Source organism: Sphingomicrobium lutaoense (assembly GCF_014195685.1).
In the GTDB taxonomy this organism is placed as follows: domain Bacteria; phylum Pseudomonadota; class Alphaproteobacteria; order Sphingomonadales; family Sphingomonadaceae; genus Sphingomicrobium; species Sphingomicrobium lutaoense.
In genome coordinates, this window is sequence record NZ_JACICF010000001.1 from 1,569,465 (window position 1) to 1,596,456 (window position 26,992).

The following is a 26,992-nucleotide window of genomic DNA, read 5'->3' on the forward strand; positions in this document are numbered from 1 at the left end:
GATATGTTCAGCCCCGCTCCGCTTCGCCGAGCGGGAAGTGGGGAATGGGCTGAAGCCGCTCGAAGTCCTCACCGAGCGGCGAGTGGCCGAGCGCGGGCCAGACGACCTCTTCCTCGGGCACGCTGGTATCGGGCAGGCGGTCGAGAAGATCGCGGATGAGCGTCAGCCGGCCCAGCCGCTGGTCATTATAATCGACCACGGTCCAAGGCGCATGGTCGCTATGCGTCGCGGCGAACATCGCTTCGCGCGCCTTCGTATATTCGTCGAACTTCGTGCGCGCCGCGATGTCGATGGGCGACAGCTTCCACCTTTTGAGCGGGTCGGCCAGCCGTTCGGCAAAGCGCTCTTCCTGCGCTTCCTGGTCGCAGCTCAGCCAATATTTGAACAAGCGGATGCCATCGTCGACGAGCATCTTCTCGAAGGTCGGAACCTGCGCGAGGAAAAGGTCGACCTGCTCGGCCGTGGCGAAGCCCATGACCCGTTCGACCCCCGCGCGATTGTACCAGCTGCGATCGAACAGCACGATCTCGCCCGCCGTCGGCAGGTGCGCGACATAGCGCTGGAAATACCACTGCCCCCGCTCCACCTCGCTCGGTTTCGACAAGGCGACGGTGCGGCATTGACGCGGATTGATACGCGCCAAGATCGCCTTGATCGTACCGCCCTTGCCCGCCGTGTCGCGTCCCTCGAGCAGCACGACGATGCGTTCGCCCTTCGCCTTGGCCCAGCGCGCCATGCCCACCAGCTCATGCTCGAGCGCCTCGAGATGCTGCTCATAGGCCTCGCGTTTCATGGTCTTTCCCCCGGGACAAGATCGCGTTCGCCGAACCGTTTTTCTGCGGCTGGAGCCAAAATGGTAATCGAAGGTTAACCAAACACTGCCTAAAAGCGAGGGGAAAGCTGCACAGCTTTCTTCATGATGTTCCCAAAGTGACTGGCCGGATCTGCTCACCAGGTCCGGCCCCTTTTTTACCCGCATCGGCCAGATTGACGATCGTGCGCTCCTGCCGCATGGGCGGGCAATGCGCTTTTTCTCCGACAATGCCGCCCCTGCCTGCCCTGCGGTGATGGACGCCATCCAATCGGCGAATTGCCAGACCGCCGCCTATGATGGAGACGAATGGAGCCAGCGGCTCGACGCGGCCTTTTCCGACCTGTTCGAAACCGAGGTCCGGGCCTTTTGGGTGACCACGGGGACCGCTGCCAATTGCCTGGCGCTCGCGGCGCTATGTCCGCCGCATGGCAGCATCCTCACGCACGAAATGGCACATATCGAACAGGACGAAGCGGGTGCGCCGGGCTTTTTCACTCATGGGGCCAAGCTCACGCTACTCGAAGGCAAGGGTGCGAAAATCCCGCCCGCTGCGATCGACGAGGCTGTCGGCCGGGTGCGCAAGGACGTGCACCAGGTTCAGCCGCGCGCGCTGTCGATCACCAACGCCACCGAATATGGGCAATCCTACAGCGCCGCCGAAGTCGCGGCGATCGGCGAGATGGCGCGCAAGCACGATCTCGGCTTTCACATGGACGGGGCGCGCTTTGCCAATGCCGTGGCCTTTCGCGGCGAAAGTCCCGCCGACCTTACCTGGAAGGCCGGGGTGCAGGCACTGTCCTTCGGCTTCATCAAGAATGGCGGGATGAATGCCGAGGCGCTCATCCTCTTCGACACCGATCTCTATGGCCTGGTCGAAGTCATGAAGAAGCGGTCGGGCCATCTCTCGTCCAAAGGGCGCTATGCCGCGGCGCAGATCCTCGCGATGCTCGATGATGACCTGTGGCTCGACAATGCGCGCGCCGCGAACCGCGCCGCTGCCTTGCTGGGCGAAGCCTGCGGCAATCGCCTCAACCTTCCTGTCGAAGCCAACGAACTGTTCGTCGCGATGAGCGCGGACGAAGCGGCGTCGCTTCGGGCGCAAGGCTTCGATTTCTACGATTGGGGGCCGGGCGAAGTGCGGCTCGTCACCAGCTGGAACCAGGACATGAGCGAAGTCGAGAAACTGGCCGAGGCGATCCGATCCCTGTGAGCGAGCGCCGCGAGACATTCCTGCATGTCGTCCTCCCCTTCATCATCTTCACGCTCATCTGGGGATCGACCTGGATCGTGATCCGTGACCAGCTGGGCAGCGTCCCGGCGCAATGGTCGGTGGCCTACCGCTTCATCATCGCGACGATCGGCATGGCAGCGGTGGCGCATTGGCGCGGACAGTCGCTCCGGCCCACCCAAGGAATGCTCGCCGTCGCCTCGGTGGTCGGCATCTCGCAATTCTGCGCCAATTTCAACGCGGTCTACATGGCCGAGCATCATATCACTTCGGGGCTCGTCGCGACGGTATTCGCCTTGCTCATGCTCCCCAATGCGCTGCTTGCTTGGTGGTGGCTCGGCCATCGCCCAACGGGACGTTTCCTTGCCGCCAGCCTCGTCGCCATCGGAGGGATCATTCTTCTCTTCCTTCACGAACTGGAGGCGCGACCCGACCTGACCGTAACCGCGCTATGGACCGGGGTAGGCTGGACCATCGTCGGGCTGGTCGCCGCGGCGATTTCCAACGTCTACCAGGCACGCGAACAGGTGAAGCAATATCCGCTGTTCGCTTTGCTCGCCTGGGCGATGGGGATCGGGGCATTGTGCGACATTCTCATTGCCTGGACGATGACGGGCCCTCCCGTTTTCGAAGCGCGCGCGGGTTATTGGATCGGCCTTCTTTGGCTATCGCTCGCCGCTTCGGTCATCTGCTTTTCGCTTTATTATCCGGTGGTGCGGCGAATCGGGCCGGGCAAGGCAGCCTATTCGAGCGCGATCGTTCCCATCATCGCCATGGCACTATCGACCCTGTTCGAGGGTTTCGAATGGACGACGCTGGCTATAGGCGGCGCCGCGCTGGCGATCGGCGGGATGCTGATCGCCGTTTCCGCGCGGCGACGCCCGCAGCTTGTCACCAACCCCGACGCGGCATGAGGAGTTGAAATGGCCGACGCCCGCATGAACCCCGAAGCGCCCACTGCGCCCGATCACGCCCCGACCTTTCGCAAGGACTATCGCGAACCTGACTGGTGGGTGCGTCATGTCGAACTGGACATGGATCTCGACCCGGCGACGACACGGGTGCGGGCCACCCTGCGGGTCGAGCGCAATGGCGAGCATGACCGGCCGCTCCGCCTCGCGGGAGACGGTCTGAAGCCCGTGACCGTGGAGATCGACGGCGAAAAGGCGCGCTCGGGCATGGAGGGCGACGACTTGCTGGTCGAAATGGACAGGGACGCTGCCCAGGTCGCAACCGAAGTCGAGATCCATCCTGATCGCAACAGTCAGTTGATGGGGCTTTATGCTTCGGGCGGACTTTTGTGCACCCAGTGCGAAAGCGAGGGCTTCCGCCGGATCACCTTCCACCCCGATCGGCCCGACGTGCTTTCGACCTATGCGGTCACGATGCGGGCCGATGCGGAGAAATTCCCGATCCTCCTCGCCAACGGCAATCTCGTCGAGCAAGGCAAGCTTGACGATGGCCGCCATTTTGCGCGCTGGGAAGACCCTTTCCCCAAGCCAAGCTATCTGTTCGCTCTCGTCGCGGGCGACCTTAAGGCCAATCGCGACCGTTTCACGACGATGAGCGGCCGCGAAGTCGAGCTCAACATCTGGGTGCGCGAAGCCGATCTGCCGCGCACGCGCCATGCGATGCAGGCACTCAAGGACAGCATGAAGTGGGACGAGGAGGTCTATGGCCGCGAATATGACCTCGATCTTTTCAACATCGTCGCGGTGGACGATTTCAACTTCGGCGCGATGGAGAACAAGGGCCTCAACATCTTCAACTCGCGCTACATCCTCGCCGATGCGGACAGCGCGACCGATGCCGATTTCGACGCGATCGCGGGCGTGGTCGCGCATGAATATTTCCATAATTGGTCAGGCAACCGAGTAACCTGCCGTGACTGGTTCCAGTTGAGCCTCAAGGAAGGCTTCACCGTGTTCCGCGACCAATGCTTCAGCCAGGCGATGACCTCGGAAGCGGTCAAGCGGATCGAGGATGTCCGGGTGCTTCGTGCGATCCAGTTCCCGGAGGATTCCGGGCCGCTGGCGCACCCCGTGCGCCCCGAAAGCTATATCGAGATCACCAATTTCTACACTGCGACGGTCTATAACAAGGGTGCCGAACTGATACGGATGATGCACACCATCCTCGGCCCCGAGAAATTCCGCGCTGCGACCGACCTCTATTTCGAGCGCCACGATGGCGAAGCTGCGACCTGCGAGGATTTCGTGCGCTGCATGGAAGAGGCAGGCGGTGTCGATCTTGAACAGTTCAGGCTCTGGTACAGCCAGGCCGGCACGCCGCGCGTGAAGGCGCGCCTCATCCGCGACGAGAAAGCGAATGTCGCGAGGCTGCAGCTTGAGCAGACGGTTCCCGACACGCCGGGCCAGACCGGCAAGGCGCCGATGGTGCTGCCGCTCAAGACCGCGCTGCTGTCGGCGCAAAGCGGGCGCGAGATCGAGGAACGGCTCATCCTGTTCGACAAGGCCGAGGATGAAATTGTCTTCGACAATGTGACCGAGCCGGTCATCCTGTCGATCAATCGCGATTTCTCCGCGCCGGTCATCATCGAAAGCGACCGAAGCGATGACGAACTGGCGACGCTGGCGGCGATGGATGCCAATCCCTTCGCCCGTTACGAAGCCATGCAGGAGTTGATGCTCCATTCGCTCTTGCCTGCCGCGCGCGGCGAAGAGGTGCCGCCCGCCGATCCGGTGATCGAGGCGGTGCGGCGGACCTTGAACGACGACACCCTCGACAAGGCGCTGAAAGCCGAGGCGATCCGTCTGCCCAGCGAAGCGATGATCGGCGAGCGCCTGGAGGAAATCGATCCCGACCAGGTGCATCGGGCGCGCTCGACGCTTGCGGAAGAGATTGGCGCCGCGCTTGGCACCGAGCTTGTCGAGGCGCAGGCCATCGAGGCCGCGGGCGATGATCTGTCGGTCGAGGCCAAGGGGATCCGGGCGCTCCGCCGCGAGGCGCTGGGACTGCTGGCGGCGGGTGAGCCGGAGGAAGGTGCGCGGCTGGCCAAGGCGCTTTACGACCGGGCCGACAATATGACCGATCGCCAGACCGCGCTGATGATCCTCAGCGGCCTTGAGGCCGAGGAGCGCCAGCTAGCCTTCGACGCCTTCTACGAGCGCTACAAGGGTAACAGCCTCGTTCTCGACAAATGGTTCGCGCTCCAGGCTGCGGCGCAGCGCCCCGATACGCTCGAGCGGGTCGAAAAGCTCGTCGACCACCCTGATTTCACCTTGAAGAACCCCAATCGCCTGCGTTCGCTGATCAGCAATTTCGCGGCCAACCAGTGGGCGTTCCACCATTCCAGCGGTCGCGGCTATGCACTGCTCGCGAAGATGGTCATCGAGGCCGACCGGATCAATCCGCAGGTCGCCGCGCGGATGGTACCGCCGCTCGGCCGCTGGCGGCGCTACGTTCCCGATCGGGCGCGCCTGATGAAGGAAGCACTGGAGACGATTGCCTCCAGCGAGGGACTGTCAAAGGATGTCTACGAACAGGTGTCCAAGAGCCTTGGCTGACGAAGTCTAGCGCGCCAACCAGTCCGCGACGGCCGCCGCCACTTCGTTCGCCGCGACGTTCAGCGCCTGCGGCACCGTCGCGGCGGTGCCGTCGGCGGGGCGCCGCGCCTCGAACCGGCGGCTTTCGACACGGTCGCCGCGGTTGAGCGCCGCATCATAGACCACCACCACTTCGCCCGTATCGGCATGATAGCCGAAATGCTGGAGCGTGCCGGTGACGCGAGTGCCGGGATCGATCAGCGCCTGCCGGGGATCGAGCACGACGCGTCCCGTCATGCGCGTCACCGTCTCGGCAAGTAGCTGCTGGAACAGCGTCGCGGGACGATCGACCCAGACGACATCCTCGACATAGGCGATCGCGGTCGGGCCCACATGAACCGGCACGCGCGTGACTGACAGCGCCTGCGGGACCACCGGCATTTCGATGGTGAGCGAATTTTCGGGGCTGGCGGTGCGGGCGATCGAGGCGGGCGCGGGCGCGGCGGTGCTGAGCGTCGCGAGCGTCGGCGGCAGGTCGCGACCACCGAGACAGGCAGCAAGCGCCAGCGGCAAGGCGGCGATGGTGAGAAGTCGGATCATCGGTGAGCCTTTCATCGCGGCTTGTAGTCGGGAAGCTTCTGGGGCTTGAGCGCTCCGCCCACCCCTTCTTCGTTGAGACGGCGAGTGAAATCGTCGAGGCTGTCCGTCAGTTGGCGCAGGTCGCGCACCAGGCGGTCGGCCTCGGGAAGCGTGGATTTCGAGAAGGTCTGGAGACCTGGCCGCGCATCATTGATCGCGCCGTCGAGATTGGCGGCCGCGCCCTCGATCGACTTGATCGCGCTTTGCAGGTCTTCCATCGCGGGCCCTGCATTTTCGTTGAGGATGCGGTCGGTACTGTCGGCAACCTGTCCCCATCGCTCGGCGGCGATGCCTGCCTGCCGCGCAGCCACGCGCGCATCGGCGACCGCATCGGCAAGATCGGGCGCGCGCGCCGCGAGCGTATCGGTGGTCCGTTCGATATTCTCGAGAATGTCCGAGATCGAATTCTGGTTCTCGTCCGAAAGCAATTCGGTCATGCGCTCGGTGAGGCGCTGGATGCGGTCGATCAGTTCGGGCGCCGAGTTGAGCACGGTGTCGAGGACGCTCGCGCTCGCCGGAATCACCGGGCAGCCCTGCGGCCCCACGTCGGTAAGCGGCTTGGCGCCTTCGATCGCGCCATCGAGCTGGATTTCGGAAACGCCGGTGAAGCCGACCCCCGAAATCTGGGCCTGCGTGCCCTGCAGCACGGGCGTGTCGCTGTCGACCGAAATGCGGACCCAGACGAATTCGGGATTGTCGGGAAGGAGGCTGATCGATTCCACTTCGCCCACGGGCACGCCCGAGAAGCTGACGTTCGAGCCGCGGTTGAGTCCGCCCACGCCCTCGGCGAAATAGACGTCGTAGCAGATCTTGGTCGCAGCCGAGAGACCCGCGATCCACACCGTGAAGCCCAGAAGAGCGATCAGAAGGCTCAGCGTGACGGCGCCGACGAGGATATGGTTGGAACGCGTTTCCATCAGCCCACACTAGCCCCTGTCTTATGCCCGCTTGCAGCTCTTCCGCGTGGGCCGTTGAAATATTCCTGGATCCAAGGATGGTCCATTGCGAGCAATTCCTCAATGGTGCCGACCGCAATCACCTTCTGGTCGGCCAGCACCGCGACGCGATCACAGATGGCGTGCAGCGTATCGAGGTCATGCGTGATGAGAAATACGGTGAGATCGAGCTTTTGTTTCAGCTTGACGATCAATTCGTCGAAAGCCGCCGCGCCGATGGGATCGAGACCCGCGGTCGGCTCGTCGAGAAACAACAGCTCGGGATCGAGCGCCAAGGCCCGGGCGAGCGCCGCGCGCTTGCGCATCCCGCCCGACAGTTCGGACGGATATTTGGGTCCCGCATTGGCGGGCAGGCCCGACATGGCGATCTTGTAGGCCGCGATCTCGTCGAGCAGTTCGCCCTTGATGTAAGGGAAATATTCGCGGATCGGCACCTGCACATTCTCGGCGACCGTGAGCGTCGAGAAAAGAGCGCCATTCTGGAACAGGATGCCCCAGCGCCGCCGGATATTCTTGGCCTCGGCCTCGTCGCGATCGACCATCGGTTCGCCGAGCACCTCGATCTCGCCGCTGACGGGCTGCTGGAGCCCGATGATCGAGCGCATCAGCACCGACTTGCCCGTTCCCGAGCCGCCGACCACGCCGAGGATCTCGCCGCGACAAACAGTAAGATCGAGATCCTTGTGCACATATTGCTCGCCAAAGGCGTTGCTCAACCCGCGCACGGTGATGATTTCGTCGCACGCCATCAGTTCCAGCCCACCTGCGAGAAGAAGACCGCGAAGACCGCGTCGAGGACGATCACCATGAAGATCGACTGCACCACCGCGGTCGTGGTGCGCAGGCCCACTTCCTCGCTATTGCCCTTGACCTGCATGCCTTGGAAACAACCCGCCAATGCGATGATGAAGCCGAAGATCGGCGCCTTGATGAGACCGACCCACAGATCGGTAATGGGGATCACTTCCTGGAGCCGCGAGATATAGGTGAGGGGCGGGATTTCGAGCACCAGCCAACAGAAGAGCCCGCCACCCGCGAGCGTCAGCACCATCGAGAAGAAAGCAAGAAGCGGCATCATCACCACCGCCGCGAGGAGGCGAGGAATGACGAGCGCCTCGACCGGCGAAACCCCGATCGTGCGCATCGCGTCGATTTCCTCGGTGATCTTCATCGTGCCGATCTGCGCGGCGAAGGCGCTGCCGGAGCGGCCCGCGACCATGATCGCGGTCATCAGTGTTCCCAATTCGCGCAGCGTCAAGCGGCCGATGAGGTTGATCGTATAGACTTCGGCACCGAACTGCTGGAGTTGCACCGCGCCCTGCTGCCCGACGACGATCCCGATGAGGAAGCTCATCAGGCCGATGATGCCCAGCGCCCGCACCCCGACCAGGTCGAAGCGCTGAACTACCGCGTTGAAACGGAAGCGCTTGGGATGACGAATGAGCGAAGCGAAGCCGAGGATGACCGAGCCAAAAAAACCCAGGAGACCGACGAAAGTGCGGCCGAATTCGATGGTCCATTCGCCCAGTTCGGCGAGAAATGCGAGCGGCCGTGGCGGCTTTTCGCGCTGGACCGGAGCGCCTGGATCGGCATCGGCCACCTGGCCGATGAGGTCGTTGATCTCGGGTGACTGGCCCACGATGGTCGCGCCGCGATCGCGCACCGTGCGATGCAGCAGCCAGGCCCCGACCGTGTCGATGCGGTCGACGCCCGAGACGTCCAGCGTAAGAGGATCGGGAGCCGCATCGATGTCGCGGCGAATTCCGCCCAGGCGGCTGATCGTCAGCGCGCCCTCGATCGCCAGGCGGTGCGGCCCCCCGTCGGGCGATGTTTCGGTTTCCTCCACCATCGTCGCCACCCTTGCGCGAATAAGCGCAGCGCGGCAAGTCAAACTCCACCCTCGCCGATCCAAGGTGCGGCTGCCCTTTTCTTGCCCGCTTTTGACCTATAGGGCGAATGTTGAATGAACGATCTCGGCGCTCCCCAACGACCCATCCTGTTTGTCCCCGTCGGCGACCAGACGGCCCGTCTCTATGGGCTCGATGCGCGGCAACGTGCCTATCGCATCGCCGAAAAGGCGGGCCTGGCTCCCGGCACCGAGGACGGCCTCGCCAGCGAAGGCGAAAGGGGCACCGTCATTGCCGACCTTGCCTTTGCCTGGGATCCGGCTTGGCTGAACCATCTGATCGCCAATCCGGGCCATGTGCTGGTGGTCGAGGGTCGTCCCGTCCTTGCCCATTGCACCCGCGCCGCCGAGCGAGAGGCGGTCCTGGCTGCGATTCATGGCGAAAAGCGCCTCGAAGATGGCGGACTGGTCGCCATCGACCCCGCGACCACCGAGCTCAACTATCATGCGCTCCGCAAGCGCGAGCGGCCATTCATCATGCCCTTGCGCACCGACAACCGGATCGAGGTGGAAAAGGCGCTTTACGATGCCAGCTACAAGGGGGTGACCGACCTTCTGACGCTTTATCTGTGGCGGCGGCCTGCCTTCCATCTCACGCGCTGGGCGGCAGCGGCCGGGCTGAGCCCCAACATGGTCACCGCGGTCGGCGCGATCCTGTGCGTCGCGGCCTTCTTCCTGTTCTGGCAGGGCCATTATTGGTGGGGCGTCGCCAGCGGCTTCGGCTTCATGGTGCTCGATACCGTCGATGGCAAATTGGCACGCTGCACGGGCACCAGTTCCTATTGGGGCAATATCTTCGACCATGGCATCGACCTCGTGCATCCGCCTTTCTGGTGGTGGGCCTGGGCCGAGGGTCTGAAAATCTACGCAGGCGGGGCATTCCGCTACGAGCCGGTCTATGAAGCCCTGATCCTCGCCGCGATCATCGGCGGCTATGTCGTTCAGCGCGTAATCGAAGGCATCTTCATGCGCCGCTACGGGATGCACATCCATGTTTGGCGCCGCATCGACAGCCGCTTCCGCCTGATCACCGCCCGGCGCAATCCCAACATGCTCATTCTCGTCGTCGCGCTCGCTCTCGGCCGGCCTGACGTGGGCCTCGAACTGGTCGCCCTCTGGACGATCGTCAGTCTCATCTTCCATGCGGTGCGTCTGACGCAGGCCGAAAGCCGCCGGATGCGCGGCGAGGCCGTCACCAGCTGGTTGTCATGACTCGCTGGAATGCGCTGCTGCTGGCAGGGTCGAGACCCGGCGCGGACCCGTTCGCCGAGGCCCATGGCGTCTCCCTGAAGGCCCTCATCCCGGTCGGCGGAAAGCCCATGGTGGCAAGGGTCGCCGAAAGCCTGCTCGGGTCCCGCGAGATCGACGAAGTTACCATCCTCACCCAGGACCCGGTGCGGCTTTCCCCCGCCCTGCCCGAAAATGCGCGCCTCAAGCTCGGCATTTCGGAAGGCACCATTGCCGCCACGCTCGAGGCGGTGCTGGCCGACCCCGAAACGCGTTTCCCGATCCTTGTCACCACCGCCGATCATGCGCTGCTCGATCCCGACATGATCGCCGATTTCATCGCCAAGGCCGAAGGCGCGGACCTTGCCATCGGGCTGGTCGAGAAAAGGCCACTGATGGAACGGCTGCCAGGCACACGCCGCACCTGGCTCAAGTTTCGCGGAGGGGCCTATTCGGGAGCCAATCTCTTCGCATTCTCCTCGCCCCGCGCGGCGCGTGCGATCGCGCTGTGGCGAGGGGTCGAGCAGGACCGCAAGAAGGGCTGGAAGATGATCGCCGCGCTCGGTCCGGCACTCCTGTTGGGATCGGTCCTGCGGCTCAGGACGTTGCAGCAGACATTGGACCGGGTCGGCCGCTCGCTCGGCATTTCGGTCCGCGCGGTCGAGATGGCCAACCCCCTTGCGGCAGTCGATGTCGACAAGCAGGCCGACTTCGAGCTGGTGACCGAAATAGTGGAAGGACGGGCATGACCGATCTTGCAATCTACGACATGGACCGGACGGTGACGCGCCGCGCCACCTATACTCCCTTCCTGTTGCATTGCGCGATGCGCCGTTCGCCGTGGCGGCTATTGCTGCTTCCCCTCGTGATCGGCTCGATGCTGGCCTATCTGGCCAAGCTGGTCGACCGGGGAGAGCTGAAGGAAATCAACCATTTCCTCCTGCTCGGCAGGCGTCGCAGCCCGGCGGAACTCGAGCCGCTGGTCAAAAGCTTCGCCGACCGGCAGATCGCTTCGAACATCCGTCCGGGCGCAGTGGGGGCGATTGCCCGCGACAAGGCGGAGGGACGGCGCGTGGTGATGGCGACGGCCAGCTATCGATTCTATGCCAAGGAAATCGCCGACCGGCTGGGCTTTGACGATTGCATCGGCACCAACAGCGTCCTTGGCCTCGACGAAGTCGTCCATGCCAAGATCGATGGCGAGAATTGCTACGGCCCCGCCAAGAAGAGGATGATCGACGACTGGGTCGCGACGCACGAAATCTCGCCGGGCAAGATCCGTTTCTATTCGGACCATGCCAGCGACAAGCCGGTGTTCGAATGGTCGGACGAACCCGTCGCGGTCAATCCGCACGGAAAGCTGCAACGCCTCGCCGAAGAACGGGGCTGGCGGATCGAGGACTGGGGCTAAGGCCCCCGCGCCCTAACGCGGGGGCCTTCACCCTCTCGATCAGACCGCGTCGAGTGCGTTGGCGAAGTCGGCAATCAGATCCTCGGCCTTTTCCACACCGATCGAGATGCGCACCAGGCTGTCGCTGATGTCGAGTGCGGCGCGCCGTTCATCGGGCACCGAGAGATGCGTCATCGCGGCGGGAGCCGAGGCAAGCGTCTCGGTTCCGCCAAGGCTCACCGCCAGCTTGGCGATTTTCAAGGCATCGAGGAATCGGAAGGCCTCGGCTTCGCCGCCCTTCAGATAGAGCGAGAAGGTCGAGCCCGCGCCCAGGCAATGGCGGTCGTAAATGTCCTTCTGGCGGCTACCCTCCTCGAGGAAGCCCAGATAACCGACGCGGTCGACCTTGGGGTGGTCGCGAAGAAAAGCGCAGACTTTCTCGGCATTTTCACCCGCGCGCGACATGCGCAGTTCGAGGGTTTCGAGGCTGCGGAGAAGCATCCATGCGGTGTTGGCATCGCAGATGCCGCCGAGCGTGTTGCGCATCGGGCGGACCTTGTCGAGCAGCGCCTTCTTGCCGGTGAGGCCACCCGCGACGAGATCCGAATGGCCGCCCGCATATTTGGTCAGGCTGTAGACCGAAATGTCGGCGCCCTGGTTCTGGGGCTTGGCCCAGAGCGGGCCGAGGAACGTATTGTCGATCGCGATCGGCGGGCGCGAAGCCTCGTCGAAAGCGGCGCTGCGCGCGGCATGGACTGCTTCGACATCGACGAGCGCATTGGTCGGATTGCCCGGGCTTTCGAGATAGATCATCGAGACCTTGCCGCCCTTTTCGTCGGCCATGTCCTTGGCCTTGGCGAGCGCGGCATCGATTTCCTCGCGCGTGGCGCCTGCCGGGAAATCGACATGGCCGATCCCGAATTGCGACAGGATCTTCATGATGATTGTCTCGGTCGCGGCATAGAGCGGCCCCGACATGACAATGACATCGCCCGGGCGGGCAAAGGTGAGGAGCAGGATCGAGATGGCGGTCATGCCCGAGGAAAAGACCAGGGCTTCCTCGGCATCTTCCCAGAGCGCCAGGCGATCCTCGAGGATTTCCTGGTTGGGATTGTTGAAGCGCGCATAGACCAGCCCGTCGGTGCCGCCGGGCCGCTTGCCCGTGATGCCTTCGAAGAAATGCTTGCCGTCGGCGGCCTTCTCGAAAACGAAGGTCGAGGTGTGGAAGACCGGCGGCTTCAACGATCCTTCGGAAAGGGAAGGATCGAAGCCATATCCCATCATCATGGTGGCGGGATCGAGCTTATGGTTGCCGATATGGGTGGCAGGGTTCTTGGGTTTGCGGCCTTCGCTCACGGGATAGCTCCAATCTTGGGGGTTCGGACGCCCGCTTAGCGTTCCGGAGGAGCAATGCCAATCATGCTGATCTGTCGGCCATAGTTGGCTTCGCCCCGATGGGTTGCTCGGCGATAGCTGAAAAAGCGCTTTTCAAGCGCATAGGTATCGAGCCCGGCAAGCCAGATGCTCGAGATGCCCGCCGCCGCCAGCCGAGCGGCGACATAGGATTCCAGGTCGAAATGCGGCTTGCCCGACGCGCCCTCGGCAAAGAAGCGGGCATTGACAGGATCTTCCTCGAGGAAGGGCTCGGGGAAGGCTTCGTCCACTTCATAACTGCGCTGCGCGATACAGGGGCCGACCGCCGCCGCAATCGACTTTGGCCGCGCGCCAAGACGGATCATCGCGCCGATCGCCTGGTCGGTGACCCCCGCCAGCGCGCCTCTCCAACCGGCATGCGCCGCCGCAACCACCCCGGCTTCCTCATCGGCCAGCAGCACCGGCGCACAATCGGCGGTCACGATCCCGACGAGAAGGCCAGGCGTCGCGGTGGCGATCGCGTCGGCATGTGGACGCTTTTCGATCGGCAAGGCGCGATCGGCGATGATCGCGGTTGGAGAATGGACCTGGTGCACCGATGCCAATGGTGCATCGGCAATCAGCGCATCAGCCGCCATCCGGCGATTGGCGCGCACCCGCGCCGGGTCGTCCTGCGACCCCAAGCCACAGTTGAGACCTGCGACCTCGCCTTTCGACCGCCCGCCTGCCCGCCCGAAGAAAGCGTGGGGCATGGCGATATCGGGCGAAACGACCTTGTCGAGCGTATCGCTCATGCTGCTGACAGTCCCGCCGGCAAGGGCCAGCCCGGATGATGGAAGGCCATGATCTTGAAAAGACTGCCCATTTCCTCGCAAAGGCGCCGCCGCTGGGCGGCAATCTCCTCGGCGCGCTCGGGATTCTTCGCGGCGAGCGCGGCAGCACGCGGCCCGATGCCAAGCGTCTCGAGCCAATTGCCTTGGGTGATCATTCCGCTCGTTTTCACGCCCTCGCCCGCCGCCGCGGTCGCCAGCGCGGCGAAATCGACATGGGCGGTAAGGTCCGCTTCGCCGGGCTCGGCGAGTGGGTCGACGAAACAGTGATTCTTCACGGCCTGCAAGGTGTCGCCGGTCTCGCCCCGTCCATAGCCATAATCGATGATGAGCGCAGCGCCGCCATGATCGGCAAGATGATCGGCGAGCGCGCGGGCCGCGGCGATGCGTGCTGGCGATATTTCGCGGATATCGCCCGATGCCGGATCAAGGGCGAAAGCGTTATCCCTGACGACGACGTGCCGCTCCTCTTCGCCTACCCGCTGGCGCACGGGCAAGGCATCGAAAAACTCGTTCGCGACGAGAAGCAGCGGCCGGTCCGGCAGTTCGGCGATCGCCTCGTGAAAATGCGCTGCGGGAAGCGCCTCGGCCTGCCGGCGGCGCAATGGGGGACTGGTCTCGACGAAATGCACTTCGCCATTGAAGCCGACGGAGCGAAGCACGCGCATCGCGTCCTTCGCCAATGTTCCCCGACCAGGCCCCAGCTCGGCATAGCCGGCGTCGACGGGCGAGCCCGCGCGGTGCCAGCAGTCGGCGAGCGCTGCGCCGACCATTTCGCCAAACATCTGGCTGATTTCGGGCGCAGTCGTGAAGTCTCCCTCGGCCCCCAGGGGGTCGCGAGTGGCATAATAATGCGCGTTGCACATCGCCATGAACCGATCGACCGGCAGCGGCCCTTCGGCCTCGATCCGCGCCTTCAGCCGGTCGGAGAAATTCACGCCACGCTTTCTGAACCGAGAATGGGATCGACCCGCTGGCGCCGCTTTTTCGCGGTGACCATGAGATAGAGCCCGCCGAGGATCATCGGCAGCGAAAGCCACTGGCCCATCTGGAGCCCGGTCGTCGCCGCGAATTCGGCAAGGTGCGGATCGGCCTCGCGCACATATTCGAGCCCGAAACGGAACAGCCCGTAGAAGAAAATGAAGGCCCCCACGAGCATTCCGGGATAATAGCGCGCCTTGGTCTTCCAAAACATCAGCGCGAGGATGATGAACAAGAGCACACCTTCGAGCGCCGCTTCATAAAGCTGGCTGGGATGGCGCGGCGGTCCGAGCATCAGCACGCCCCCGACATTTTCCTGGAAACGCACTGCCCAGGGCACGTCGGTGGGGGCGCCCCACAACTCCTGGTTCACGAAATTGGCGAGCCGCCCGAAGAAAAGCCCGAAAGGCACCGTGCAGGCGACATAGTCATGGACGCGCAGCCATTGGAGCTTCTCTCGCCAGCTGAGATAGATGATCGCCAGCGAGGTGCCGATGACCCCGCCGTGAAAGCTCATTCCCCCGTCGCGCAGGTTGAGGATCTGCAGCGGATTTTCGAGATAATAGCCAAGATTGTAGAAGAGGACGTATCCGAGCCGCCCGCCGAGGATCACGCCCAGCGCGCCATAGAAAACGAGATCGTCGGCATGGCGGCGCGCGATCGGCGAACCCGGCTGTTTGGCCAGCTTCAGAAGATACCAATAGCCGACGAAGATGCCCGCTAGATAGGCGAGCGAATACCAACGCAGCTCGTAAAAACCGAAATCGAACAGGACCGGGTCCAGACCGAGGTCCGGAAAGGCAATCGCGTCATTTTCCATGGTGGTCGGCGTCGTCATCTCTTCCCCTTATGCCAGATGCCTCATAGGGTGCATGCAGCAAAAGGCAAAGGAGTGATGCATGGCGAGCGCCCTCGATCAGAAATATGACGCGGTTCTGGCGGCGGTCGTGGGCGAAGGAGGCCGTCTCAAGATCGGCCAGGACGCCGAAGGCCGTGCGATCGTCACCAATTTTCCGGACAACTTTCCGCTCTTTTTCAAGACCTTCTGCGCACTCAACGGAGAAACCGAGGCGATCGTTACGCCTGCCGAGCGGCTGACCTTTGCCGAACTTGACCAATTGTCCGACCGGCTCGCCACCGCGCTTGTTGCGCGCGGCATCCGCAAGGGCGACCGCGTCGCCATCGCGATGAAGAATTGCGCGGCCTGGGTGGTCTCCTACATGGCTGTCCTCAAGGCAGGCGGGATCGCCACCTTGATGAACGGCTGGTGGCAGCGGCGCGAACTCGAACATGCCTTCACTCTCACCGAGCCCGCCCTGACGCTGGCCGATGCGCCGCGCGCAGAGCGCATTCGCGAAATCGAGGGCGAATGGAAAGTCGAGACCATCGACATCTACGCGCCGGTCGAGGAAGGGCTGGCCGAACTGCTCAAGAAGGCATCGGCGGACGTCGCGCTTCCCGAGGTAAGCGGCGATGATGATGCGACGATCCTGTTCACCTCGGGTTCGACCGGCGAAGCCAAGGGCGCCTTGTCCACCCATCGCCAGGTGATCACCGGGGTGTATGCCTATGCACTTAGCCTGATGGTGCTGCTCGGCATTCTCCAGTCCGAGAACCGCCCGCCCAAGAATCCGCCCAAGACCCTTTTGTCGGTGCCGCTTTTCCACGTGACGGGGGAAGTGCCCGTCCTTCTCAACAGTTTCGTCGTGGGCCGCACCATGGTGCTCATGGACCGCTGGGACGCCGAGGAAGCGATGCGGCTCATCGAGAAGGAAAAAGTGACCTATTTCATCGGCGTGCCGACGATGAGCCTCGAGCTCATGAACCATCCGGACCGGGAGAAATACGACCTCTCCAGCCTCACCGACGTGGCGGCGGGCGGCGCACCGAGGCCGGTGGCGCATGTCAAGCGGCTGCAGGAGGAAATGGGCGATTCCCAACCCGCTCTCGGATATGGCCTTACCGAGACCAATGCAGTGGGCTGCACCAACTTCTGGGACAATTATGGCGCCAAGCCCAAGTCCACGGGGCGCCCGCAACATCCCCTCGTCGAACTGAAAATCATCGACGACCAGGGGAATGAACTGCCGGTCGGTGGCGTCGGCGAAATCTGCATCCGCAGCGCCGCGAGCATCAAGGGTTACTGGCGCAATCCTGCGGCCACCAAGGCAGCTTTCACCGAAGACGGCTATCTCAAGACCGGCGATATCGGGATGCTCGACGAGGATGGCTATCTCTACATCGTCGACCGAAAGAAGGACATTATCATCCGCGGCGGCGAAAATATCGCCGCGGCCGAAGTCGAAGCCGCGATCTACGCACATGAAGCCGTTGCCGAGGCCGCGGTGTTCGGCGTGGCCGACGACCGGCTTGGCGAAGTGCCGATCGCGATCCTGCACCTGCACGAGGGACAGCAGCTTTCCGCCGACGAGATGTGCGAATTCCTGTCCGACAAGCTGGCGGCCTTCAAGATTCCCGACCGGATCCTGTTCGTCGATAAACCCCTGCCGCGCCTTGGCACCGGCAAGATCGACCGCGTCCGGCTCAAGTCCGACTATGGCGGCTGAATGAAATTGCCCGAGGTCGATCGACGCGGCCTGCTGATCGGCGGCGGTGTCGGAGCGGGATTGATCGTCGCCATTGCCCTCTGGCCGCGCCGACCCTCCGTTCCGCACGGCATGGCGGGCGATGAAGCGCGTTTCGACCATTATCTCCGGATCGACCGCGAAGGCCGGGTGACCGCCGCGCTCCCACAAGTGGAGACAGGCCAGGGAATCTGGACCACGCTGGCGGGCGTCATAGCCGCCGAACTGGGTGCCGATCCGCAGGAAGTCGCCATCGAACCCGCCCTTCCCGCTCCCGGCCTCGAAAATGAAGTGCTCGCCGAAGAATTCGGAGGGTCTGGCTTGCAGGTCACGGCAGGCGCGAGCAGCATCCGCGCCTTTGAAGGCCCGGTGCGATCGGCAGCCGCGACCGCCCGCACCGCCCTATTGCGCGAAGCCTCGCGTCGCCTCGATGTACCCGTCGTCGAATTGCGCGCCGAAAGGGGCGCGGTCCGGCATGGACAGCGAAGCGTCCCTTTCGCCGAGCTGGTGGAAGATGCGGCAGGGCGTGCATTGCCCCGGCCGGACTCCGCCGCACCGAACCTGGCCAAACTCGAAAATCTCCGCCGCTTCGACGGGCCGGCCAAAGCGCAGGGCAGCTGGCGTTTCGCCGCCGACGTGCGCTTGCCGGGCATGGTGCATGCCGCCGCGCGGCTCGCACCGCCGTTCGGGTCGATCAGCGCAATCGACCGCGCCCGCGCCACCGAACGCGAAACCACCCTTGCCCTGATCGAGCGCCCGCAATGGGTCGCCGCGCTGGCCGACACCTCCTGGGAGGCCGAACAGGCGATCATCGCTGCCGATATTCGCGTGCGTAGCCCCGGTATCGACGAAAAAGGGGTCGCCGCGCGGATGCAGCGGGCAATGGAGCGCGGAACGATGCGCACGCTCGTCGACAAAGGCGATGCCGATGACATTGTCGACGGGTCCGATGCGCGGCTGGGGGGCGAATTCAGCGCGCACCCCTTCCTCCACGACACGCTCGAAGCCGTCGCCGCTTGCGCGCGATTGGGAAGCGATGGCGTGATGCAGGTCTGGTCCGGCAGCCAGGCCCCGGGGGCCACCCGGCGGCGCGTTGCCATTGCGACCGGACTTTCCGAGGACAAGGTGATGCTCATCCCTCTCCCCGCCGGCGGGCCCGATGGTCGCATGCTCGAGGATGAGGCCGCGCCCATTGCCGCGATCGTCGCGATGGAAAGCCGCAAGCCCGTGTCGCTCCGCTTGTCGCACGCCCATGCCGCGCGAATGGATTCCGTGGGTCCGCCGATGCTTGCGCGGATCGAAGCCGTTCCCTCGCCCGAGGGACGCATCGCCGCATGGCGGGCGAGATATGTCGGCGCGGGCGGTCTCGGCGCTGCGATGGCGAGGCTGGCGGGCAAGGAGCATGGCGAGCCCGATCAGGTGGCACTGGTTCCACCCTACGGCATCCCCGAACTCAAGGTGGCGATGGCCAAGGCGGACCTGCCCATCCGCACGGGCTATCGCCGCGGCCATGCCGCGATGCTGCACAATTTCGCGGTCGAATCCACGATCGACGAGGTTGCCCGTGCGATCGGTGCCGAGCCCCTCGCCTTTCGCATCTCCATGCTTGGTGGCAATGTTCGCCTTGCCCGGCTGGTGCAAAAGGTCGGGCAGCGCGCACGCTGGAATTCGACCAGCATGGGTCTTGCCCTCGCTTCGCTCGACGGAAGCGCGATCGCCCTGATTGCCGAAGCCGAGGAAGGCGTGGATGCACCCATCGTCACTCGCCTCGTCGCAGCGGTCGATTGCGGCCGTGCGATCTATCCCGACATGGTGCGTCGCCAGGTCGAGGCGGGTCTCATCGCCAATCTCCAGTCGCTTCTCCAGCCGCCGCCATCCTACCGCGCGGCCATGCCCCTTGCCCGCGCGCCCGCGCGACCACCCGCGCTTCCAGACATCGACGTGATGCTGGTCGATCAGGGCATCGGCGAAGCGGGGGGCGTGTCCTCGCTTGCCAGCGCGGTGCTTGCCCCCGCGATCGCCAATGCGCTGGTCGCGCGGGGCAGTAAACGCTTGCGCGCCCTCCCCTTCACGCGCCAAGGCATGGCGCGATGAACCGGCCCGCAGATCATCCGCCCGTCACTCCGCCGCGCGTCGGCGTGCTGATCGCCAATCTGGGTACGCCCGATGCGCCCGAAACGGGTGCGGTGCGCCGCTATCTCAAGCAGTTCCTCTCCGATCGGCGCGTGATCGAGATTCCGCCCATTGCCTGGCAACCGATCCTGCGCGGCATCATCCTCAATACCCGGCCGACGAAAAGCGCTGCCGCCTATCGCGAAGTATGGAGCGAGGAAGGTTCGCCGCTCGCCGCCATTACGCGCCGCCAGTCCGAGAGCCTCGCACGACGGCTCGGTCCCGAGGTGCTGGTCGATTGGGCGATGCGGTATGGAAATCCGTCGGTCGGCGATGCGCTCGACCGGCTTTGGGCCGCGGGCGCACGGCGCATCCTCTTCGCTCCGCTCTATCCCCAATATTGCGCCGCGACGACCGCCAGCGCGATGGATGCGCTGGGCGACTGGATGGCAGGACAGCGCTGGCAGCCCGCGATCCGCAGCATGCCGCCCTATCATGACGATCCGCACTACATCGACGCGCTCGAACGCGATTTGCGTCGCCAGCTCGACATGCTCGATTTCGCTCCCGACCGGCTGCTCCTGTCCTTCCACGGCATGCCCGAACGAACGCTGCATCTCGGCGATCCCTATCATTGCCATTGCCAGAAGACCGCCCGCCTCCTTGGTGAGCGGCTGACGCTAGATGTCGACATTGCCTTCCAGTCGCGTTTCGGTCGCGCGAAATGGCTCGAACCCGCCACCGACGACCGGCTCAAGGCCTATCCGGGCGAGGGGGTGAAGAAGATCGCGATTGCCGCGCCGGGATTTTCCGCCGACTGTCTCGAGACAATCGAGGAGCTGGGAATTCGCGGCAGGGAGGATTTTCTCGCCGCCGGAGGAACCGATTTCGCGCGGCTCGATTGCCTCAATGACAGCGCGGCCTCGATCACTATGCTAGAGGCCTTGGTGAGGCGCGAACTATCGGGGTGGATCGACTGACGCCACCTCCGGGAAAAGGGGAAGACGATGCAGCGAGTGGCAGTGGTAACGGGCGGGACCCGCGGGATCGGCGAAGCGATCAGCGTCGCCTTGAAGGACAAGGGAATGAAGGTCGCCGCCACCTATGCGGGCAACGACCAGGCAGCCGCCCAATTTTCCGAACGCACCGGCATCCCGACTTACAAGTTCGACGTCGCCGACTATGATCAATGCTGCGAAGGCTTCCGCAAGATCGAGGAAGATCTCGGGTCGGTCGATGTGCTGGTCAACAATGCGGGCATCACCCGCGACGCGACGATGAAGAAACAGACGCGCGAGCAATGGCAGCAGGTGATCGACACCAATCTCGGCGGCTGCTTCAACACCGCCAAATGCTGTTTCGACGGCATGAGCGAGCGGGGCTACGGCCGCATCGTCAATATCGGCTCGATCAACGGGCAGGCGGGACAATATGGGCAGGTCAACTATGCCGCCGCCAAGTCGGGCATTCACGGTTTCACCAAGGCGCTCGCACAGGAAGGCGCGCGGCGGGGCGTCACGGTGAACGCCATCGCGCCCGGCTATATTGACACCGACATGGTCGCGGCGGTCCCCGACAATGTGCTCGAAAAGATCGTCGCGCGCATTCCCGTCAACCGCCTCGGCAAGGCTGAGGAAATCGCGCGCGGCGTGGCTTTCCTCGTCGACGAGGACGCGGGCTTCATCACCGGCTCGACGCTGTCGATCAACGGCGGCCAGCACATGTATTGATGCCTCGCATCGCTCCGCCGGCCAAGCGGTCGGTCACCATTGCCGGACATGAGACCTCGATCAGTCTCGAGCCCATCTTCTGGGAAGCGCTAGTCGAGGCCGCGAACCGGCGCGGCCTACCCGTCAATGCGCTGATCGCGCAGATCGATCTCATGCGCTACGAAGCCGACGGGCTCAATCCCGCGAACCTCGCGAGCGCGATCCGCCAGTGGCTTTATCTCGACGCTCTCAGCATATCGGAAACCGCCGACACGAATGCCGACCCCTCGTCGGGAGCATAGCGCAGAAACAGATCGGGCTCGACCAGTTCGACTTCCATGATGCGCGGTGTGCCTTCATCCTCGACCACGTCGATCCGCGCATAAGCGGTGTCGCCCGGCACCGCGGCAAGCGCGTTGTCGGCCAGCGCGCGCACTGCGGGAGACGGCTCGATCCTCTCCTCGCTTCCGCCAAACTCCGGCTGGACGCGGAAATCGCCGGGCTTGGCCTTCTTCACGGCAGCATGACTGAACTGCCCGCCAAAATAGATGAGGCTCTGTTCGCCGTCTTCGAGAATTGCCGGCAGGAAAGGCTGGACGATGATCCGCTTGCCCGAAAGATCGTCGGGCATCGGATCGTCAGGGCCGAGGCGATAGGTGCCTGCCGCCGAACCCGAGATCACCGGCTTGACGATTAATTCGCTTCCCTCGAACCGTTCGCGCGCCCGCAGCAGCAGCTCCGCCGCACGGTCGCCATGGCCGAAGATCGACGGAACGATGGTCACCCCTTTGTCATCGAGGTCCGACAGGTAATTCTTGTCGCTCGACCAGCGTAGGACATCGACCGGATTGGCAACCGGCACCTTGCGAAAGGCAATGCGGTCAAGAAGGTCGAACCAGCGGCCAGGATCGAGATGATAACCCCAGGCGATCAGCGGCAGCACCGCGTCGACGCCGCGCAGAAGGGCATCATCGGCCTCGTTCCACTTTACCGGCTCGGCATGGATCCCGCCTTTCGCCAGCATGTCGCGCATGCGGCCAAGTTCATGGAACTGCGGGTCCCATTTCGCGGGGACTAGCAGAGCAGTCTTCAGAGGCCGGTCATCAGCGCCCAAGGAGGATGCGGGCCTGGTTGGCGATCTGCGCGAGCATCGGGGCGGTCACCCCGCCGAGCCGCTGCGCCCGAACGATGAGCTTGCGGAATTGGTCAATGCGGGCGCCGTGCCGTTCGGTCCAGCGATCCACCGACCCTTCGGGATCATTGCCGCGTTGCCGCGCGAGGAAGTCGATGCGGAGCTGCTCGAAGTCGCGGGCAAGACCCGCCACGAGAAGCCGCTCCCACTGATCCTCGGGAATGTAGCGGGCAAGCTGTTGCTGCGCCCAGTCGATCCCCAGAACTTCGCCCAGCTTGGTATAGGCCTTGGTCAGCTCGAGAATGTCGCTTTCCTTGCGAGCGGCCAGCGCCGCCAGCCCGAACACGCCGTCGAGTTCGTACAGCCGAACGAGGCTGTCGACCAGTTCCTCACCCGCGCCCAGCGCCAGCAACCGTTCGCGCCGCGCCTCGGCTTCGCCGCGCACTTCGGCACGGATAAGCCGCTGGGTCGCGCCCTGCACCCGCTTGAATTGCGGACGGAACATCTCGACCAGCTTGGAGACCGAGCTTTCCGATCCCGCCGATCGCAGAATGTCCGACAGGTGCACGCGGATCGAGCGGGCAGCAGTGGCGAAAAGTTCGATGCGCGCCGGCTCGTCGATGTCGGCCTGCTCGATCTTGGCCCAGATCTGCTTCAGGCCCAGCAGTTCCTCGGCGACGAGGAAGGCCACGACCACCTGGCTGAGGGCAGCGCCTTCTTCCTCGGTCATGTCGAGCGCGACCGACGGCCCGAGACGGTTGACGAGGCGGTTGGCGACCTTGGTTGCGATGATCTCGTTCTCGAGGCGGTGCGCGGCGATCGCATCGGCATGCTTCTTGCGCATCGGCACCGGGAAGGCCGCGAACAATTCCTGTTCCATCAGCGGGTCTTCGCACAGGTTGAGCCGCTCGGCGGCGTCCTGCAGCGCGATCTTGGACATGGACAGCACGACCGACAGTTCGGGCCGCGTCAGGCCCTGGTTGTCCTGCCCGCGCCGCAACAGCGCCTCGGAGCTGGCCAGCCCCTCGACCTTGCGGTTGATGCGGCCCAGCGCTTCGAGCATCTCGATGGTGCGCACGAAGCCCGGAAGCCCGGTTGGGCCGCGCGCTTCGGCGACCGACAGCGCCAAGGTCTGCAGCCGGTTGTCTTCGAGCACGATCGCGGCCACTTCCTCGGTCATCTTCTCGAGGAGCGCATTGCGGTCCTTTTCGGCCAGCCGCCCTTCGCGCATTTCGCGGTTGAGCGGAATCTTGATGTTGACCTCATTGTCCGAGCAATCGACGCCCGCGCTATTGTCGATGAAGTCGGTGTTGATCCGGCCCCCGCCCAACGCGAACTCGATCCGCCCGGCTTGCGTGATGCCGAGGTTCGCACCTTCACCGATGGCGATCGCCTGTACATCGGCGGCATCGACGCGAAGACCGTCGTTGGACGGATCTCCCACGTCATTGTGCGATTCGCTCGACGCCTTGATGTAGGTGCCGATCCCACCGAACCAGATGAGGTCGACATTGCTCTTGAGGATCGCCGAAATGATCGCCCCCGGTCCGAGCGTCTTTTCCTCGAGGCCCAGCAGTTCCTGCGCCTGCTTGGTGAGCGTGATCGACTTCTGCGTGCGCGGGACGATCATCGCCCCGGGCGACAGCACGTCGCGATCATAATCGTCCCAGCTCGAACGCGGCAGGTCAAAGAGGCGCTTGCGCTCCTCCCAGCTTGCCGCGGGATCGGGATTGGGATCGATGAAGATATGGCGGTGATCGAAAGCCGCGACGAGCTTCAGGGTTTTCGACAGGAGCATCCCGTTGCCGAACACGTCACCCGACATGTCGCCGCAGCCGACGACACGGATCGTGTCGGTCTGGACGTCGACTCCGCGTTCGAGGAAATGCCGCTGCACCGACACCCAGGCACCGCGCGCGGTGATGCCCATCGCCTTGTGGTCATAGCCGTTCGAGCCGCCGCTGGCGAAAGCGTCGCCGAGCCAGAAATTGCGCTCGAGCGCGATGGCATTGGCAACGTCCGAAAATGCCGCGGTGCCCTTGTCGGCAGCGACCACGAAATAGGGATCCTCGCCATCATGCACCACGACATTGTCGGGATGCACCACCTCGTCCTCGATGATGTTGTCGGTGATCGACAGGAGCGAGCGGATGAAGATGCGATAGCTTTCGGTCCCCTCGGCGAGCCAGCCGTCACGGTCGGCATCGCGGTCGGGGAGCTGCTTGGCATAGAAGCCGCCCTTCGCGCCGGTCGGAACGATGACGGCATTCTTGACCATTTGCGCCTTGACCAGCCCGAGGATCTCGGTGCGGAAGTCGTCGCGCCGGTCGGACCAGCGAAGCCCGCCACGGGCCACCGGACCGCCACGCAGGTGGATGCCTTCGACGCGCGGGCTGTAGACCCAGATCTCGCGCCACGGCACTGGCGCGGGAAGCCCCGGAATGCCCTCCGACTTGATCTTGAAGGCAAGCGCTTCGCCTTCCTTCATCGCGAAGGCGTTGGTGCGCAGCGTCGAGGTCACGACCGCGCGGAACAGGCGCAGGATGCGGTCGTCGTCGATCGACTGCACCTTGAGAAGCGCGGTGTCGAACCGGTCGATCGCATCGGCCATGGCTTCGTCGCGCTTGCCCTCCAACGCTGGATCATGCGCGGCGACAAAGGTGTCGATCAGCGCCTTGCTCGCCTCGGGCGCGCGGCGCAGCGCATCGACCATGGTGATGAGGCCGAAGGCGACCCCGGTCTGGCGCAGATAGCGGAACCAGGCGCGCAGCCACACGACCGCGCGCGGCTCGAGCCCCGCAAGAAGGACAAGCTGGTTGAACTGGTCGTTCTCGGCCTCGCCAGCCATGGTCGCGGCAATCGCCTGCTCGACTGTTTCGGCGCGCTCGAGGATCGCATCCACATCGCTGCCAGGCGGCAGTTCGAGGTGGAAGGTATGGATATAGCCGAGCGCACCGTCGGCTAGCGCAGTGGGAATTTCCTCCAGCACGCGAAAGCCGAAATTCTCGAGCACCGGCACCGCGTCCGACAGCGGAATGAGTCCGCCGCGACGATAGGTCTTGAGATGAAGTTGGCATTCGCCGTCGAAATCGGAGCGGTAAAGGCGCGCATCGCGCTCGTCGGCGGCTTCGTCGAGGCCCACGATCCGCAGGATGTCCGCCGCGCCATCTTCGGGCGCGGTGCGGCTGCGATAGCTTTCGGGCATCGCGGGCAGATAGGTGAGCGCAAGGCGCGTTGCCCGGCCCGGCCCGACCAGTTCGACCAGCTCGCTCTCGACCGCCGGGGTCCAGCCCCGGACCATCTCGACCAGCGCTTCGTCGAGCGCATCGACATCGGGCATGTCGACGCTCGGATCGGTGGCCATGGTGAAGCGCAGCAGCGCGAGTTCGCCATCTCCAAGCTCGACCGCCCAACTGGTGATCGGCGCGCCGACCTCATCCTCGATCATCATCGCGATGGCGGTCCGCCGCGACGTCGAAAGTTCGTCGCGCGGCAGCCAGACGAAGGCGTAGAGGTGACGGCGCAGCGCCCCCTGGAGAATGAGCATCGTCGGGCGCGGACGATCGGCCAGCGACATGGCGGTCAGCGCCGCCTCGCGCACCGCGTCCGGCTCGAAACTCACGACGAGGTCATGCGGCAGCGTCGAGATCGCATGCGTGAGTGCCTTGCCGCCATGGCTCGACGGCGCGAAACCCAATTCCTCATCGAGCGCGCGCAGCCGCTGGCGAAGGATCGGCACCTGTTCGGCGGGAGCCCGCAGCGCCGAACTGGTCCACAGGCCGCAATGCAGCGAGACGGTCTTGCCACGCCGGATCATGATCACGTCGAGCGGGACATGGCGATGCACCGGCGACATGCGGTCCGCCTTCATGAGTAGATAGGGCCGCCCCTCCTCGATCAGCGCCTCGCGCGCCGCATCGTCGATGGCCCGCGCCCACAGGCGGAAATCGCCGCGCAGAAGCCCCAGACCGTTCTTGTAGCCCTTCGCCGTCAGGTCGGCATGACCGAGCAGCGTGAAATGATTCTCGGTCAGCCATTCGAGAAAGGCCGCCGCTTCGGGTTCGTCGGGCTCGAGATGCTTGGCATCGTCGCGCATCTTCTCGAGCATCTTGGGCCAGTCCGTGACGGCCGCGCGCACATGGTCGAGCGTTTCGCGAAGTTCGACCGACAGATCATGGCGACCTTTCGCATCGGCGCGATCGAGTTCGATGTAGATCATCGATTCGGCATGGTCGCCGCCCAGGCCCTTGAGCGTGCCGTCCTTGGTGCGTTCGATGTCGATGATCGGGTGCAGGAGACGATAGACCGAAAGGCCCTTGGCGGCGATCGCCGCGGCAATGGAATCGACAAGGAAGGGCATGTCGTCATTGACCAGTGCCATGCGCATCCGGCGACGGCCGGCCGAGGCACTCATCGATTCGATGGCGATCGCCAGTTCGCCCCGCTTCCGCTGCTGGGCAAGGTCGGCCACGAAGCGCGCAGCTTCGGAAAGCCCCCCTTCCTCCATTCCTTCAAGTTCGCCTGGCAGCGCCGATTTGCGCAGCGCCTCTTCCAACGTGTCCACCAGTTCACGACTGGTGCGCGACCTTGATGCCATTTCCTC

The 26,992-nt window shown here is 64.2% G+C and carries 22 protein-coding genes; 11 read left to right on the forward strand and 11 right to left on the reverse strand.

Features of this window, described 5'->3' with window-relative positions; genetic code table 11:
* Window positions 1–7: 7 nt before the first annotated feature.
* A complete protein-coding gene (gene ppk2, locus FHS50_RS07910; protein WP_183933777.1) occupies window positions 8–793 on the reverse strand; it encodes a polyphosphate kinase 2 in 786 nt (261 codons plus the stop codon).
* 229 nt (window positions 794–1,022) lie between these two features.
* On the opposite strand from ppk2, the gene FHS50_RS07915 reads away from it, so the two are divergent.
* Genes FHS50_RS07915 through pepN form a run of 3 tightly spaced genes read left to right on the forward strand, consistent with a single transcriptional unit; the run spans window position 1,023 to window position 5,569 of the window.
* Window positions 1,023–2,024, forward strand: coding sequence for a threonine aldolase family protein (locus tag FHS50_RS07915; protein WP_183933778.1), 1,002 nt, complete (start codon window positions 1,023–1,025; stop codon window positions 2,022–2,024).
* Window positions 2,021–2,956: a DMT family transporter gene (locus tag FHS50_RS07920; RefSeq protein ID WP_265569265.1), complete on the forward strand. Its 936-nt coding sequence runs from the start codon at window positions 2,021–2,023 to the stop codon at window positions 2,954–2,956. The genes FHS50_RS07915 and FHS50_RS07920 overlap by 4 nt, the downstream gene beginning before the upstream one ends.
* 9 nt (window positions 2,957–2,965) lie before the next feature.
* Window positions 2,966–5,569: an aminopeptidase N gene (gene pepN / locus FHS50_RS07925; protein WP_183933779.1), complete on the forward strand. Its 2,604-nt coding sequence runs from the start codon at window positions 2,966–2,968 to the stop codon at window positions 5,567–5,569.
* Window positions 5,570–5,575: 6 nt separating this feature from the next.
* Here the strand turns inward: pepN and FHS50_RS07930 are convergent, their stop codons facing one another.
* From FHS50_RS07930 to FHS50_RS07945, 4 genes are read right to left on the reverse strand one after another with little or no spacing between them, the layout of a single operon-like run.
* Window positions 5,576–6,148, reverse strand: a complete 573-nt coding sequence (locus FHS50_RS07930) for an ABC-type transport auxiliary lipoprotein family protein (RefSeq protein WP_246332998.1) — start codon at window positions 6,146–6,148, stop codon at window positions 5,576–5,578.
* Between the two features lie 11 nt (window positions 6,149–6,159).
* Window positions 6,160–7,104, reverse strand: coding sequence for an MlaD family protein (locus FHS50_RS07935; RefSeq protein ID WP_183933781.1), 945 nt, complete (start codon window positions 7,102–7,104; stop codon window positions 6,160–6,162).
* Window positions 7,104–7,892 (reverse strand): ABC transporter ATP-binding protein, encoded by a 789-nt coding sequence (locus FHS50_RS07940; RefSeq protein WP_183933782.1) that lies wholly within the window; start codon window positions 7,890–7,892, stop codon window positions 7,104–7,106. The genes FHS50_RS07935 and FHS50_RS07940 overlap by 1 nt, the downstream gene beginning before the upstream one ends.
* Window positions 7,892–8,992: an ABC transporter permease gene (locus tag FHS50_RS07945; protein ID WP_183933783.1), complete on the reverse strand. Its 1,101-nt coding sequence runs from the start codon at window positions 8,990–8,992 to the stop codon at window positions 7,892–7,894. The genes FHS50_RS07940 and FHS50_RS07945 overlap by 1 nt, the downstream gene beginning before the upstream one ends.
* Before the next feature lie 114 nt (window positions 8,993–9,106).
* Here FHS50_RS07945 and FHS50_RS07950 point away from each other — a divergent pair, with 114 nt between their 5' ends.
* Genes FHS50_RS07950 through FHS50_RS07960 form a run of 3 tightly spaced genes read left to right on the forward strand, consistent with a single transcriptional unit; the run spans window position 9,107 to window position 11,687 of the window.
* The gene (locus FHS50_RS07950) at window positions 9,107–10,261 is read left to right on the forward strand and encodes a CDP-alcohol phosphatidyltransferase family protein (RefSeq protein ID WP_183933784.1); all 1,155 of its coding nucleotides are present in this window, start codon (window positions 9,107–9,109) and stop codon (window positions 10,259–10,261) included.
* Window positions 10,258–11,025 (forward strand): nucleotidyltransferase family protein, encoded by a 768-nt coding sequence (locus tag FHS50_RS07955; protein WP_183933785.1) that lies wholly within the window; start codon window positions 10,258–10,260, stop codon window positions 11,023–11,025. The genes FHS50_RS07950 and FHS50_RS07955 overlap by 4 nt, the downstream gene beginning before the upstream one ends.
* A complete protein-coding gene (locus FHS50_RS07960) occupies window positions 11,022–11,687 on the forward strand; it encodes an HAD family hydrolase (protein ID WP_183933786.1) in 666 nt (221 codons plus the stop codon). Before FHS50_RS07955 ends, FHS50_RS07960 begins: the two co-directional genes overlap by 4 nt.
* Before the next feature lie 39 nt (window positions 11,688–11,726).
* Here the strand turns inward: FHS50_RS07960 and FHS50_RS07965 are convergent, their stop codons facing one another.
* Genes FHS50_RS07965 through lgt form a run of 4 tightly spaced genes read right to left on the reverse strand, consistent with a single transcriptional unit; the run spans window position 11,727 to window position 15,689 of the window.
* The gene (locus FHS50_RS07965; protein WP_183933787.1) at window positions 11,727–13,022 is read right to left on the reverse strand and encodes a cystathionine gamma-synthase family protein; all 1,296 of its coding nucleotides are present in this window, start codon (window positions 13,020–13,022) and stop codon (window positions 11,727–11,729) included.
* A gap of 35 nt (window positions 13,023–13,057) precedes the next feature.
* Window positions 13,058–13,834 (reverse strand): peptidoglycan editing factor PgeF, encoded by a 777-nt coding sequence (gene pgeF / locus FHS50_RS07970; protein ID WP_183933788.1) that lies wholly within the window; start codon window positions 13,832–13,834, stop codon window positions 13,058–13,060.
* Complete coding sequence (locus tag FHS50_RS07975; protein ID WP_265569270.1) at window positions 13,831–14,808, reverse strand: class I SAM-dependent methyltransferase; 978 nt, start codon at window positions 14,806–14,808, stop codon at window positions 13,831–13,833. The genes pgeF and FHS50_RS07975 overlap by 4 nt, the downstream gene beginning before the upstream one ends.
* A complete protein-coding gene (gene lgt, locus FHS50_RS07980) occupies window positions 14,805–15,689 on the reverse strand; it encodes a prolipoprotein diacylglyceryl transferase (protein WP_183933789.1) in 885 nt (294 codons plus the stop codon). The genes FHS50_RS07975 and lgt overlap by 4 nt, the downstream gene beginning before the upstream one ends.
* 61 nt (window positions 15,690–15,750) lie before the next feature.
* Here lgt and FHS50_RS07985 point away from each other — a divergent pair, with 61 nt between their 5' ends.
* Genes FHS50_RS07985 through FHS50_RS08005 form a run of 5 tightly spaced genes read left to right on the forward strand, consistent with a single transcriptional unit; the run spans window position 15,751 to window position 21,559 of the window.
* On the forward strand, window positions 15,751–17,418 hold the full coding sequence (locus tag FHS50_RS07985; protein WP_183933790.1) for a class I adenylate-forming enzyme family protein: 1,668 nt from the start codon (window positions 15,751–15,753) through the stop codon (window positions 17,416–17,418).
* The gene (locus FHS50_RS07990; protein ID WP_183933791.1) at window positions 17,419–19,530 is read left to right on the forward strand and encodes a molybdopterin cofactor-binding domain-containing protein; all 2,112 of its coding nucleotides are present in this window, start codon (window positions 17,419–17,421) and stop codon (window positions 19,528–19,530) included.
* The gene (gene hemH, locus FHS50_RS07995) at window positions 19,527–20,528 is read left to right on the forward strand and encodes a ferrochelatase (RefSeq protein ID WP_183933792.1); all 1,002 of its coding nucleotides are present in this window, start codon (window positions 19,527–19,529) and stop codon (window positions 20,526–20,528) included. The genes FHS50_RS07990 and hemH overlap by 4 nt, the downstream gene beginning before the upstream one ends.
* 27 nt (window positions 20,529–20,555) lie before the next feature.
* A complete protein-coding gene (gene phbB, locus FHS50_RS08000; protein WP_183933793.1) occupies window positions 20,556–21,278 on the forward strand; it encodes an acetoacetyl-CoA reductase in 723 nt (240 codons plus the stop codon).
* Window positions 21,278–21,559: a ribbon-helix-helix domain-containing protein gene (locus FHS50_RS08005; RefSeq protein ID WP_183933794.1), complete on the forward strand. Its 282-nt coding sequence runs from the start codon at window positions 21,278–21,280 to the stop codon at window positions 21,557–21,559. Before phbB ends, FHS50_RS08005 begins: the two co-directional genes overlap by 1 nt.
* Here the strand turns inward: FHS50_RS08005 and FHS50_RS08010 are convergent.
* Together FHS50_RS08010 and FHS50_RS08015 are read right to left on the reverse strand one after the other, a co-directional pair.
* On the reverse strand, window positions 21,493–22,290 hold the full coding sequence (locus tag FHS50_RS08010; protein WP_183933795.1) for an ATP-grasp domain-containing protein: 798 nt from the start codon (window positions 22,288–22,290) through the stop codon (window positions 21,493–21,495). The two genes, FHS50_RS08005 and FHS50_RS08010, sit on opposite strands and share 67 nt — an antisense overlap.
* A 70-nt stretch (window positions 22,291–22,360) precedes the next feature.
* On the reverse strand, window positions 22,361–26,986 hold the full coding sequence (locus FHS50_RS08015) for an NAD-glutamate dehydrogenase (RefSeq protein WP_183933796.1): 4,626 nt from the start codon (window positions 26,984–26,986) through the stop codon (window positions 22,361–22,363).
* Window positions 26,987–26,992 lie beyond the last annotated feature (6 nt).